This is a genomic window from Xaviernesmea oryzae (genome assembly GCF_900109605.1).
In the GTDB taxonomy this organism is placed as follows: Bacteria; Pseudomonadota; Alphaproteobacteria; order Rhizobiales; family Rhizobiaceae; genus Xaviernesmea; species Xaviernesmea oryzae.
Map to the genome: position 1 here is coordinate 121,295 of NZ_FOAM01000004.1, position 12,962 is coordinate 134,256.

Genomic DNA, 12,962 nt, shown 5'->3' on the forward strand with positions numbered 1-12,962 from the left:
ACAGATCCGCATCGTCTCGACAACCCTCAAGACGACAGAGCCTTCCTGATGAAGTGCTGCGGCCGCACGTATTCAAATGTTCTGGCAGACGGGGTCCGATATCGACATCCCGTCATCGCCATACGATTCCCGCCGGACGCGACTGTAACCGGGATGACCTGGAAAAGAAGCAGCCCGGCACGAAATTCTCCAAATCTCCCCTTCCATCATCAAACACGCCATAGTTGCGAAACCATTAATAGGGCAGGATCGACGTGTCCCGCTTGACGGATGTCACGAGGCACGAAGACGACCATTGCATGGCAGGAGGGCGATAAGGTGGTGCCAACGTCGCTCGTCTTGTCCGACCATCGCAAAATCCTCCGCCTTCTTACAGGGCGAAAAATCGCAGATCCGGTCAGACCCGACAGGATGATGCGACTCGGCTGCACTGGTGATGCGCAGAGATCAAAGTCGAATCCAATAGATCGGCGCGACCATAACGCTCTGTCTCGCGTTGCCGGCAGCGAACGGTGACGCGAGACCTGCCGCTTCTCGCTCGATCAAGCCAACTGCTTGGGAGAGGACGAGCCTTTTCCGCGCCGCTTTGGCTGAGGTGCCTCAGCGCCCGCAGCCTCGACGATCGGCTGAGACGGTACGGCGGCAGCGGCAATCTTAGGTGCAGCAGCAGCTCCGTTTCCGGACGCAGGCGCCTTGGAACCGGCCGATTTCGGAGCGGCGGCTCCTTTGGACGTTGCCGGCTTCTGGCTCGCATTGCGCGTCTGGCCTTTGCCCGCAGATGCGGCAGACGAGGACGCACTGGCGGATGCGGGCGCTTCGGCCGCTTGGACCGTTCCAGCCTTCCCGGCCGTTTCGGCTTCCTTGCCGTTGGCACCTTCGGCGACATCCTTTATCGCCTGCTGCCAATGATGATCATGGCGTCCTTCGGGGCGCCCTTCCTCTTCCCAGAGCCGATAGGCGCGCGCCCTGACCTTGTCTTCTTCGATGCTCATCTTCGCTGCTCCCTTCAAACCACGCGCTGCCGATGTCCAACTGTGGCGTGGACCCTTTGGTTCCGGTTGATCAAGGCGAATCACTCGCGTCTTCTGAGGCAAGCCTAGCCTAGGCTTTGCTGCGGTGCGACGGCCTTCACCTTGGGCCGGCCTGCATCGACAGCGGCGCGATAATGCAAAAGCCGCAACATCGCAGTTATAGTCATGGAACAAGACAAGCATGTCATGCGTTTAAGGCCAGTCTCGTCCGAGACGCTCTTCCGGGGATATTGATGATCAAGATCGCGTGCGTGAGACTGGGCTTTGCTCTGATGGCCGGCAGCGTTGCCGCATTTGCACCGACGGCCTATGCCCAGGCCCCTGGTATGGTGCCGGCAGCCCAGGCGACCATTGAGGATGCCTGCAAGGCCGTAACACAGAATGTGCTTCTGGCCGCCTCGCTGCACACTGGCGTGGTCCAGGCCTTCCCCGAGCTCAAGCCGCCAGGCGTGCGCATGACTTATTCCACCCGCGACGGTGTCGAGCCGAAGAACATGGTGGATACGATCGAATGCCAGTTTCAAAACACAAAGGCACCCTTCGTCCTTCAGCGCTTTTGCATGTCCAGCACCTGCTATTCGCCTGACGAACGCAATCCGGAAAACAAACGGCGCTTCGAGGAAGTGCGAACCATCCTCCAGCGCAGCGGCTATTGATCGAGCCGTCTTTCGTATCCTTGGCTTTTGAACGCGGACAGCCTCGCTATCGTGCTAGCGGGTTTGTTCGCATGCGTGTGTTTAAGCCTTAGCGGCTGCATGTTACCGCAAACGCCAGAAAGGCTTTTCTGGCTGCCGCAGGACATATCATTTTGCAGAGGGAGAGAACGTCAGCCGGCTTTGCTGCGTTCATGGCCGGCAATTGCGGCGTGGCAGGCGCGCTCGAAGCGGGCGGCGGGGCCGTGATCGCCGGTGGCGATGCGGCTCACGCGCGCACCTTCCAGAAGCATCGAGAGCGTATCTGCCAGAAGCTCCGGATCGCTCAATCCGGCCGCGCGACAGAGATCTTCGAGACGACGACGCTGCTCGGTTTTGAACCTGTCGATCAGGACATGCGCCGGATGGCCGTCCTCCTTCAACTCCACCGCCGCATTGGCAAGATCGCAGCCATGTGGCTCGGAAGCCAGACAATCGGCACGACCCGCCACCCATCCATCGATTTGAGCGCGGGGATTGTCGGGAAAGCGGTTCTCCAGGTCGTCCCACAAGGCAGCGGCTTGGGCGGACGCTACCTTCAGTGTCTCGCAGACCAGATCGTCCTTCGACCCAAAATGACGGTAGAGCGTCATCTTGTTGGTTTCCGCAGCCTGGGCGATGGCATCGACGCCGATGCCACGAATGCCATGGGTGCGAAACAGGGCACAGGCGCTCGAGACGATCCGATCACGCGGGCTTGTTTTCGCTTCGGCGTTGCAGGCTGTCTTTTTCACAATAGCGCCACCTTCAGGAGCTTTATTCGCATTCATGCTTGACATGGGTGTGACCGGTCGGTAACAAGCAGATGTTACCAATCGGTAACAGGGTATTTTAGCCTTGTCAAGTTCGGGGGCGCCGGGTGCCCCTTAGGGTCTGCCGCATGACCAATGAGATGCGCAGACCTGGCCCGGCTTCAGATCGAGGCTCCACGCGCCGCGTTTTGGGCATGCGGGGCTTTGAAGACAGCACAGGCTGACAGTCTGTCCCCCGGCGCCGCATGGGCCGGGAACGATACTGCTTTGGCCACAGGGCAAGAAGAGGAAACAGCCATGAACCAGGCGCATGACGATCTGACCCTTGAAGAGGTCCTGACCGATCCGATGATCCGCATGATGATGCGGGCCGACGGTGTGACCACCTCGGAGATGAAGACGCTCCTCTATTCCGCGGCCAGCGCGATGCGAGGCGCCGAAAACCATGAGGGCGGGGCCCGCGCCGCAGCGCATCGGCTGATGACTGCACCCAAGCGCCGCCTGCTTGCCATGGTGCATCCGCTCGCCATGCGCGGCGAGATGTGCATGGCTTGCTGAAAGCCGAAACGAGGATGTGCGGCTGAGGATCCTCCGAGGGCCTTCAGCGCGACTCGGCGCGGGTCGAACAGGATCAGCGGGCATCGCAGGCCCGCCGACCTGCAACCGACAGACGGTCTGCGTCTAAGGCGCGGAAGACCAGAAGCGATTCGGTGATCATCAGCTACATAGCCTTGCACTTTGCACTTGGCGCATAACAATGCGTTGCAAAAACAGTGCACTATCGATCACATACACCCTCCGCGTGTAGTTCGCCCATTTTTTGGCGAATGCGCGCTGGAAAACTTGGCCTGCCCCTCCACTGACGGTTGGCAAACACTATATCTCGTCTATCTTAATTACGTCTAGCAGAGCGACGTCGGACGATTTCGACGCGCAAAGGCCCCCGCGGCTTGCCGCAGCCAGGACATGATGTCTTGGAGGGGCTGGAAACAGGATCGCGCTGACGGGCCTGCTAGACGCCTTGCTTCGCCCGATGCAGGCGGCGGATCGGCCGGCATGCGTATCTCTTGGATGATGCTCTGTGCAAAGCGCGCGTTCAGGCCCAGCGTATGACCGCGCGTTCGGCAAGATCGACCAGCCCGATCAGGCCAAGCGACGTCAGGGCCGAGATGAAGATCGCAACCCACATTTGCGGCAGGTTCAAATAGGTCGTGGCCATGATGATGGTCGCGCCGATGCCTTTGCTCGTCCCCATGAATTCGGACACGATCGAGCCGACCATGGCCGCGGCGATGGCCAGACGGGCGCCGGCAAAAAGGTGCGGCAGGCTGGATGGCAGGCGCAGGTGCCAGAGCGTTTCGATTCGCGAGGCCGCGAGGGATCGAAACACGTCCTCCGCATCCCGATCCGTCGCCCTCAGGCCCGTCAGCGCGTTGATCAGCATGGGCAGGAAGGCGGAAATGGCCGCGACGATGATATGCGGCACGGCATTGAAGCCGAAGGCGACGATGAGGGCCGGCGAGATCGCCACGACGGGCGTGACGTTCAGCATCAGCGCAACCGGCAGGATGGCGGCACGCAGGACCTGAAAATGCACAATCAGGATCGCCAGGATCACGCCGATCGCAGCGCCGATGGCAAAGCCGCTCAAGGCCGCCGACAGGGTCGTCCAAAGGTGCAGAAGATAGAAGCCCGGCCGCGCGGCCAGCTCCAGAAAAACGCTGCCCAGCGGCGGCAGGATGCTTTTGAGGTTCAGGGCGACCCATTGCCAGCCTGCCCCCAGCAGCAGGAACACCACGAGCGGCGCCAGGAGCCGCGCCATGCGTGGCAGGGTGGCGCGATGGCGTGCCGCTTCCTCGCGCATGCTGCGCCCGTTCATTCCTCGCCCTCCCAGCCTCGTCGAAGCCTGTCTCTGACTTCGCGGACCTTGGCCTCGAAGCCCGGCGAATCGGCAAGGTCGCGGCCGCGCGGGCGTGGTAGATCTATCTCCACGACGGCCTCGATCCGCCCGGGACGCGGCGTCATCACCACAACGCGATCGGAGAGGAGAACCGCTTCGGCAGCGGAATGGGTGACGAAGACCACTGTCTTGCGGTAGCGCTGCCAGACATCGAGAAGACGCAGACGCAGCGTATCGCGCGTCAGCTCATCCAGCGCCGAAAAAGGCTCGTCCATCAGCATCAGCGGTGCGCCCTGAACGAAACCCCGGGCAATCGCCGCGCGCTGGCGCATGCCACCGGACAAGGCAGCCGGGCGGTGGGCGGCAAAGGCAGCAAGGCCCAGTTCGCGCAGCACCCGATCGACATCCTCCGGTCGGCTGGCCGAAGCGGGGTCACGTTCAGCGCGCCGGTTGAGCCGGCGCGACAGCAGCACATTGTCGCGAATGCTGAGCCAAGGCAGAAGCGCGGAGGATTGCGGCACCCAGGCAATGTTCTTGGCGCGCGCGGCGACCTCCGGCGTCTGGCCGAACAGCGTGACGTCGCCGGCCGTCTTTTCCTCCAGTCCGGCGAGAATGCGCAGAAGCGTGGACTTGCCGCAGCCGGACGGACCGAACAGCGTCACGAATTCGCCCTGCGGGATCGTCAGATCGATGCCGCCAAGAGCTTCCACCCGATCGGGCCCCCGGCCATAGACCTTGGACACGCCCGCGACGACGATCTGTCCGGCCTTGTCGCCATCGCCCACCAGGCCTTGCGGCCTGTCGATCCCGGTCGGGTTGTCCCGATGGGGCGGGGCGGCAGACGTGTCCGTATGGTTGATCATGCGCTGGGACAGCTCACGGCGCCGGCCAGACCACGGCGCCATCCTTGACGACCGCATCGATATAGCGGTTGTCCTGCGCCTTGGCGATCTCCGCCGTCTTGATCAGCTTGAACCGGGACAGCGTCTCTGCCTCCGGTGTCCATTGCGCAAGGCTCTGCTGGCCCACGGCCGCACCCTTAGGCAGGCTCTTGGCGATCAGATCCATTTCGACCTTCCAGCGCGCCTTGCTGGTCTCCAAGTCATAGCCGGAGGTGGACAGCGCGGCGGCGGCGGCCAGTGCCTGGTCGAGATGGTCGTCGGAGGCATTGATCCAGGCAAAGGCCTTGAAGGTGGCGCGCAGGAAATCCTCCACCACTGTCGGATGCGCCTTGGCGAAGCTGCCATTGGCCACCAGCGTGTTGAAGGTCGAATGGACGCCGAAGGCATCGGGATCCCATTCCTTGACCTTGTAACCCTTGGCGGCAAGAGCCTTGGGCTCATTGGACTTGTAGGCCGCCAGGCCCTGCACGCTGCCATTGGGCAGGATCACCGGGTCATAGCCGACCGAGACCCAGTTCACCGAGTCCTGGTCCAGGCCGGCATCGAGGAACATGGCGAGAAACTGCGGTGGGATCGCACCCTTGTAGCCGACCGTCTTGCCGGCGAAATCCTTCAACGTCTCGATGCCGCTATCGGCCATGGTCAAAAGTTCGATCGCACCGACATTGCCATAAGTGGCGACACCGACGAGATCGGCGCCATTGTCGACGGCGACGAGAACATCCGAAGCGCCGCCGAGCCCGGCAAGCTGCGCCGTGCCGGCGCTGACGAGCTGGGTATTGGTCGAGCCCGGCTCCATTGCCACGTCGAGGCAGAGCGCCTTGAAATAGCCGAGCTCGTTTGCGGCCACGACATCGAGGATGCCCGCCGAAGCGGCATAGGCAAAGGACGTCAGAAAGGTGATCTTGCCGGCCGCCTTGTTTTGCGCGCAGCGCGCCGCGCTGATCGCCTCGTCCGCGAAGGCAGGCGCAGCGCTGAGGCCGAGCCATGCCGCCAGGGCCGCTGCGGCCAGGCGCAGGCCGCGACCTTGCATAGACTTGGCCTTACGGGTCGTCTGGTCGGTGATCGTCTTCGGCATCAGGCGCATCTCCATGTCGCCTATCCTTTTGCGGCATTGCGACGCCGATGCCAAGCCATGCGGAGCAACGCTCAGTGCAGGCGACGAGAATGACGTTTCGCAGGTGGCATGTATAAGGCCATGTTTTTTCGCCTCAAGCGACCAAGCCGGAAAAGACGCGACATTGTCGTGCCGCGCCTCATGCGGGAGGAGGCTGTTTCAGGCCGCGAAGCGCTCGGCAGGCTGCACCGCTCCGCTCAGGCGGAAATGGCTGATGAGGCTACGCAAACGCTCGCTTTCGCTGGCCAACGTCGCGCCGGCGGCATTAGCCTCCTCGACCATGGCGGCGTTCTGCTGCGTCACCTGATCCATCTGGTTGACGGCGGAATTGACCTCGGAGAGGCCCGTTGCCTGCTCGCGAGCCGGCAGCGCGATGGCTTCGACGTGCTGGTTGATCACGCCGATCTGACTGCCGATCAGACCCAGGCTTTCCCCTGTGGCGCTGACCAGACGCACACCGCTTTCCACCTCGTTCGTGGAATGGCGGATGAGGTCCTTGATTTCCTTTGCAGCCTTGGCGGACCGCTGTGCGAGCTCGCGCACCTCCTGCGCCACGACGGCAAAGCCGCGCCCCGCTTCGCCTGCACGCGCGGCCTCGACGCCCGCATTGAGCGCCAGAAGATTGGTTTGGAAGGCGATCTCGTCGATCACGCCGATGATCGACGAGATTTGGCTGGAAGACTGCTCGATCCGGCCCATGGCCTCAATGGCATCGCGCACGACGGATTCGGAATGATGGGCACTGGAATTGGCGCTCTGCGCCATCTCCCGTGCTTCGTCCGTGCGCTTGGTGGAGGCGGCGACATTCGCGGTGATTTCGTCTAGCGCGGCGGCCGTCTGCTCCAGGCTCGCGGCCTGATGCTCCGTACGGCGCGACAGATCGTCGGCGCTCTGGCTGACTTCCTGCGCTCCCATGCCGATCCCGTCAGCGACTTCGGCCACGGCTGCCAGCGTCTCGCGCAGTTGGGCGACGGCGGCATTCAGGTCATGGCGCAGCGCTTCGAATTCCGGCGCCATCGCCTGGTCCAGGCTGACGGTGAGATCGCCCGCAGCCAGGCGCTTGAGGCCGGCGGCAAGACCGCTGGTTGCCTGGCGCAGCCTTTCGCCAGCCTGGGCCTCTGCTTCTGCCGCCAGGCGCAGCCGGTCGGTTTCGGCTTTGGCACGGGCTGCCTCGGCCTCGCTCTCCAGCCGCATTTTCTCGATGGCGGAGGCGCGAAAGATCTCCAGCGCATTGGCCATCAGGCCGATTTCGTCGCCACGGCCGACATAGGGAACCGGCTGTGCGGTATCGCCGCTGGCCAGTCGCGTCATCGTCCGGGTGATGGCGCCGATCGGGCGCGCGACGCCGCGCAGCACATAGAGCGTGGAGAGAATGAGGATCAGGGCGACGAGACCGGCAATGGCATAGATGATGGTCGCCGCGGTCGATCCTGCCTTTTCGGAGGCCGCAACCGCTTGTGCCGCCGTGCCATTGTTCAGCGCGATCAGATTGTCGATCGCCTTCAAGGCCGGAAGAACATAGCCGCGCATGGCCGCCGCCACCCGGTTCGCTTCCTTATATTGACCCATCCGCGACAGGATCAGCATGCCCTCGCCGGTCTTGATATAGGCCGCCACTCGGTCGGATACGGTTTTGAGAAGCAGCTTCTCCTTCGGTTCGACGACGATGGCCTGATAGCGCTCGATGGCGGCGCGCACATTGACCTGGGCGCTGCGGATCGCGTCTTCGGCTTCCTTGGTCTCGTCGGGCGATGTTGCGCTGATATGCTGAAGATAGCCGGTGCGCATGGCCATCAGCTCTTCCTTCACATCGCGGGCAGCTGCGATCGAGGGCATGCTGTCCCGGCTCAGGCCATCAGCGGCGGCCTGGATACGGACCAGCGAGTCCAGCGTCGCGCCGGCAAAGCCGCAGACGATCAGGGCAAGAACGGAAAAGACCGCCACGAGCGCGGTGCGAATGCTCGGCCGGCGTGGTTTGACAGGAAAAAAGGCCATGCTGCTCCCCAAAAGCGTCAAAGGGAGCGTCAGGCATCTTACCGCCGTTCTCGCGCGCATCGATCTTGCGGCCTCGCCGGGCGAAAGGCAGGCGCAGCCGAGTTCCCGGCAGGCGCGCACATCGCACCCTGCCCCGCCTCAGCCTTCGTCGATCGTGCGGTGCCGGTCTGCATCCATGAAACCGACGCTCCCCGCGCGATCAAGGTGCGCGTCATGCGTTAAATATGACTTACAGATTACGATACGCGGTAAGATTTCGCCTGGAAAAAGACAACCCTCGCTCGAAGAGGCAGGCTGTCGTCTCAAACTTTCAGGCTCTGCTCGGCGAAGTCCTCCGTGCCGAACAGGCGCACATAGCGGGCAATCTCCTCCGGCTCGCCCGTCGCCTTGCGCGGATTGTCGGACAGCTTGACCGCGGGACGGCCATTGGCGCTGACCACCTTGCAGACGATGGAAATGGGATCGAGCCCGGTAATCGAGGTCGGGGCGCAGCCGACGAAATCGTTGGTCAGATTGGTGCCCCAGCCGAAGCTCATCCGGACACGGCCCTCGAAATGCCTGTAAGTGTCGATGATCGTGTCGACATCCAGCCCGTCGGAGAAGATCAGGAGCTTCTCGCGGGGGTCGCGGCCCATCTTCTCCCACCAGGCAATGATCTTCTCGCCACCTTCGATCGGCGGCGCGCTGTCAGGGCGAAAGCCGGTCCACTCCGCCACCCAATCAGGTGCATTGCGCAGGAAGGCGGCGGTGCCAAAGGCATCGGGAAGAACGATCAGCAGATTGCCGCCATAGAGCCGGTTCCAGTCCTGCAGCACCTTGTAGGGCGCTGCCGCCAGTTCCTCGTCGTTGCGCGCCAGCGCGGCCGCCACCATCGGCAGTTCATGCGCATTGGTGCCAAGCGCTTCCAGATCCGTATCCATGGCAAGCAGAACATTGCTGGTGCCGGAGAAGGACTGGCCGATGCCTTCCTTCAGCGCTTCGACACACCAGCGCTGCCAGAGAAAGCTGTGGCGCCGCCGCGTGCCGAAATCGGAAATGCGCAGATCGGAATGCTGGCGCAGCCGCTCGACCTTGGACCACATCTTGGCCTTGGCGCGCGCATAGAGCACATCGAGCGCGAAGGGCCCCATGCCCTTCATCGCACTGCGCGAGCGCAATTCGTTGATGATGGCGAGCGCCGGAATCTCCCACATGGTCGTGTGTGTCCAGCGGCCGGGAAAGGTCAGTTCGTATTGGCCGTCCTTGCGGGACAGTTCATACTCTGGAAGCTGGAAGTCAGCGAGCCAGGCCAGGAAGTCGGGCGAGAAGATCTGCTTGCGGCCATAGAATGTATTGCCGGCCAGCCAGATCATCTCCTTCTTGGTGAAGCGAAGCTTGCGCGCATAATCGAGCTGTTCGCGCAATTCCTGCTCATCGATCTCCTGTGTGAGCAGAACCGTCTTGGTCCGGTTGATCAGGGAAAAGGTCGCGTCCACCTCCGGATAGAGGCGCCAGATCATCTGCAGCATCAAGAGCTTGTAGAAATCCGTGTCCAGAAGGCTGCGCACCACCGGGTCGAGCTTCCAGGCATTGTCATAGACACGCCGTGCAATATCGGTCTTCGTCATCGCGGCTTTCGCGCGCCTCGCTGTCTGCGGCCGCGCGCCTTGCGGCGCAGCAACCTTCGCCTCTGCGTGCGAGACCATCCGCGAAGCCAGGCGTGCGGTCAAGCCGCACAGAGGCATGATCCGATAGGTTTTACGGAAGCATTTGCCTAAGCTTGGACCCTCAAGTTTTTCATAGGAAGAGAAAGGCAAAGTTTAACACTTCTGCTTATTATACCCGCATTGGGAGAACGCAGGCATGACTGGTTTCATGAAAAGCAGAGCGGGACGGCAGTTTGCAGTTCTGGCGGTCCTATCGCTTTCGCTGTTTACGCTTGGCGTAAGCTTGGAAATTCACAATTTGCTCTATGGCTTGATGAGCGAATACGACAATTTCGGCATGAAGCAGATGGTGCTGGCCATGGCCATTGCCAGCCTCTGCAGCTTCGCCTTTTCCGCCCTGCGGATCATGGACCTGAACCGGGAAATGCAGGTTCGCATTCGCGCCCAGGAAAGCGCCGACTGGATGGCGATGCATGACAATCTGACCCGCCTGCCCAATCGTTACGCGCTGGAACGCCGCCGACAGCAGCATGCCGCCAGCGTCGAGGCCCGCGAGCGCGCCGCATCTCCCACCGCCTCGGACGCCGATCAGGCGCAGGATGGCGAGCCGCCGGGGCTCGTGACGGTCTACTCCGTCAATCTCAACGGCTTCAAGCGTGTCAACGACCTGCATGGCCATCAAGGCGGCGATGCACTCCTGACGCTTCTGGCCAAGCGGCTGCAGGCGCTGGGCGGGGCCAACAACGTCTTCCGTATTTCCGGCGATGACTTCTTTCTCGTGCTTCAGGGCCAGGACGAGGCGCAGGACCAGCTGATGGCCAATCTCCTGATCCAGGCCATCGGCAGGCCGATCCGCATCAACGGCGTCCCGGCCGAAGTCGGCGCCAGTATCGGCTATGCCCGCGCGCAGAGCCTGAAGGACGATCTGGCCGACATCACCCGCCGCGCCGATCTCGCCATGCACGAGGCCAAGGCACTAGGCCGCAACCGCACGGCCGTCTACGACCCCGCGATGCAGGACAAGGCCGCCGAGCGCGCCCATTATGAGGCACGGCTGCGCGGGGCGATCCGCGCCGGCGAAATCGTGCCGCATTACCAGCCCCTGATCAATTTGAAGACCGGCGATATCTGCGGCTTCGAAGCGCTGGCGCGTTGGACGGATACGAGCGGGCGCTCGGTTCCCCCGCCGGTCTTCATCGCCATTGCCGAGGAGACGGGGCTGATCACCGAATTGTTCGAGACGCTTCTGTCGCGCGCCTGCCACGATGCCGCCAGCTGGCCGTCCGAAGTGACCTTGTCTTTCAACATTTCGCCCGTGCAGATGAAGGATCCGCTGCTGGCCAGCCGCATCTTGAAGATCATCCACGATGCCGGGCTGGATGCCAGCCGCCTTGAGGTCGAAATCACCGAAAATGCGCTGATCGAGGATCCAGAGCTGGCAAGTGGTCTTTTGAAGGAGCTGCATGCGGCAGGCATCCAGATCGCGCTGGACGATTTCGGCACTGGCTATTCCAGCCTGTCGCAGCTTGCGCGCTACCGCTTCGACAAGATCAAGATCGACAAGAGCTTTATCGCCACCCATGACGATGAGCGCCAGGACAAGATCGTTCTCGCCATGCTCAGCCTCGGGCGCAGCTTGAATGTGGCGATCACGGCCGAAGGCATCGAGCAGCACCAGCAGCTGGCCTATCTGCTCGCCCATGGCTGCGATATCGGCCAGGGCTATCTTTTCGGCAAAGCCATGCCCGCCAGCCAGGCCAGCGCCTATATCGCCGAACGCCAGGCCGCCGGTCAGACCGCCTGATCAAGCCGCAATCACCTGCAAAAGGATGCTGGCCGCGCGCCTGAAAGCGCGCCGATGCTATCGGCGCGATGCCTAATCCCAGATTGTTTCACGGGAATCGCCGTCTCGCTCCATGGCATTCTGTGTCGTCAACAATGTTCGGCGTCGCTTGAGCCCGGGTAGAGGGATGACTCTCGGCATCACGAAGCCCTGCAGGCGAGGCGAACGCGTCAGTGCCCTTGCCACGACCTGATCCTGCCTATCTTCTGGCACATCCGTCACGCGATGTAGCCGATGCCGCCGCTCATTCTCACCCTTCTAATGGAAGAGCCTGCCATGGCGCATTTCGATGCGCTTCGACGGCGGCATTTTCCGCCTGCCCGCAATGTCATCGCCGCGCATGTCACGCTGTTTCACAAGCTGCCGGGCGAAGACGAAGCGGCGATCCGCGCCATGCTTGCGCGGGAGTCCGCCGAATGGACCGGGTTTACAGTGCAGGTTCGGCCGCCAAGGCTGCTCGGCTACGGCGTTGCCTTCGATCTCGACAGTGCGGAGCTTCTCGCTTTGCATGCCGATCTTGCGGCACGGTTTGCCGAGGTCCTCAGCCCTCAGGACCGCCAGCGATTTCGCCCGCATGTGACGGTGCAGAACAAGGTGACGCCGGAAGAAGCACGGCACACCTGCGCCATGCTGTCCGATGGCTTTGCACCCTTCGCCTTTCAGGCAGACGGGCTGGCGCTATGGCGGTATCAGGGCGGCCCCTGGGAGCCGGCCGGAGAGTTTCGCTTCAGGCGCGGTCCGGAGCGCGTTCCTGAAGAGTAGCCACGGCATCCTCGCGGTAGCGGCGCATCATTTCCAGCTGGACCTCGGTCTGAAAGTCCAGGATCTGCATGTGGATATCGCTCTCGTCGCAGCCAAGTGCCGCCAAGTCGGCAGCGAGACTGCGGCAGGTGCTGCGCCAATAGGCAAGCGCCTCATCGCCCTGAACCGCGTCAAGCTCGGCCGCGCAGCGGCGCACCACAGCCCGACGGCTTGCCAGCGGAAAAGCCATGACCGGGCTGCCCGCCATCTGTCCACCGTTTTCGCCGAGCTGCTGCATCATCGTGATTCTCCGTTGTGTCCATGGGATTTAGGAGAAGTTTGG

12 protein-coding genes are annotated in these 12,962 nt (G+C 62.5%); 4 read left to right on the forward strand and 8 right to left on the reverse strand.

What is annotated here, in order from left to right; all coding sequences use genetic code 11:
- Positions 1 to 542 precede the first annotated feature (542 nt).
- Positions 543 to 992, reverse strand: a complete 450-nt coding sequence (locus tag BMX61_RS06020) for a DUF2934 domain-containing protein (RefSeq protein ID WP_075628535.1) — start codon at positions 990 to 992, stop codon at positions 543 to 545.
- Positions 993 to 1,264: 272 nt separating this feature from the next.
- Between BMX61_RS06020 and BMX61_RS06025 the strand changes: the two genes are divergently transcribed.
- Entirely contained in the window at positions 1,265 to 1,687 is a 423-nt protein-coding gene (locus BMX61_RS06025) for a hypothetical protein (protein WP_083639512.1), read from the forward strand.
- Positions 1,688 to 1,857: 170 nt separating this feature from the next.
- Here the strand turns inward: BMX61_RS06025 and BMX61_RS06030 are convergent, their stop codons facing one another.
- Positions 1,858 to 2,493, reverse strand: coding sequence for a TetR/AcrR family transcriptional regulator (locus BMX61_RS06030; RefSeq protein ID WP_234794610.1), 636 nt, complete (start codon positions 2,491 to 2,493; stop codon positions 1,858 to 1,860).
- 279 nt (positions 2,494 to 2,772) lie between these two features.
- Between BMX61_RS06030 and BMX61_RS06035 the strand changes: the two genes are divergently transcribed.
- Positions 2,773 to 3,033, forward strand: a complete 261-nt coding sequence (locus BMX61_RS06035; RefSeq protein WP_075628533.1) for a hypothetical protein — start codon at positions 2,773 to 2,775, stop codon at positions 3,031 to 3,033.
- Between the two features lie 538 nt (positions 3,034 to 3,571).
- On the opposite strand, the gene BMX61_RS06040 is transcribed toward BMX61_RS06035, so the two are convergent.
- From BMX61_RS06040 to pncB, 5 genes are all read right to left on the reverse strand, one after another.
- Positions 3,572 to 4,354 carry an ABC transporter permease gene (locus BMX61_RS06040; RefSeq protein WP_210186267.1) on the reverse strand — a complete coding sequence of 261 codons (783 nt, stop codon included), beginning with the start codon at positions 4,352 to 4,354 and terminating at the stop codon, positions 3,572 to 3,574.
- A complete protein-coding gene (locus BMX61_RS06045; protein ID WP_083639533.1) occupies positions 4,351 to 5,238 on the reverse strand; it encodes an ABC transporter ATP-binding protein in 888 nt (295 codons plus the stop codon). Before BMX61_RS06045 ends, BMX61_RS06040 begins: the two co-directional genes overlap by 4 nt.
- 13 nt (positions 5,239 to 5,251) lie before the next feature.
- Positions 5,252 to 6,370: an ABC transporter substrate-binding protein gene (locus BMX61_RS06050; protein WP_210186268.1), complete on the reverse strand. Its 1,119-nt coding sequence runs from the start codon at positions 6,368 to 6,370 to the stop codon at positions 5,252 to 5,254.
- A 183-nt stretch (positions 6,371 to 6,553) separates the two neighbouring features.
- Positions 6,554 to 8,389, reverse strand: a complete 1,836-nt coding sequence (locus BMX61_RS06055) for a HAMP domain-containing methyl-accepting chemotaxis protein (protein ID WP_075628532.1) — start codon at positions 8,387 to 8,389, stop codon at positions 6,554 to 6,556.
- Between the two features lie 302 nt (positions 8,390 to 8,691).
- Entirely contained in the window at positions 8,692 to 9,996 is a 1,305-nt protein-coding gene (pncB, locus tag BMX61_RS06060) for a nicotinate phosphoribosyltransferase (protein WP_075628660.1), read from the reverse strand.
- A 235-nt stretch (positions 9,997 to 10,231) separates the two neighbouring features.
- On the opposite strand from pncB, the gene BMX61_RS06065 reads away from it, so the two are divergent.
- Together BMX61_RS06065 and BMX61_RS06070 are read left to right on the forward strand one after the other, a co-directional pair.
- Positions 10,232 to 11,839, forward strand: a complete 1,608-nt coding sequence (locus BMX61_RS06065) for a putative bifunctional diguanylate cyclase/phosphodiesterase (protein WP_075628531.1) — start codon at positions 10,232 to 10,234, stop codon at positions 11,837 to 11,839.
- Between the two features lie 315 nt (positions 11,840 to 12,154).
- Positions 12,155 to 12,640 (forward strand): 2'-5' RNA ligase family protein, encoded by a 486-nt coding sequence (locus BMX61_RS06070; RefSeq protein ID WP_234794611.1) that lies wholly within the window; start codon positions 12,155 to 12,157, stop codon positions 12,638 to 12,640.
- Here the strand turns inward: BMX61_RS06070 and BMX61_RS06075 are convergent.
- Positions 12,606 to 12,920: a DUF6074 family protein gene (locus tag BMX61_RS06075; RefSeq protein WP_075628529.1), complete on the reverse strand. Its 315-nt coding sequence runs from the start codon at positions 12,918 to 12,920 to the stop codon at positions 12,606 to 12,608. The two genes, BMX61_RS06070 and BMX61_RS06075, sit on opposite strands and share 35 nt — an antisense overlap.
- Positions 12,921 to 12,962 lie beyond the last annotated feature (42 nt).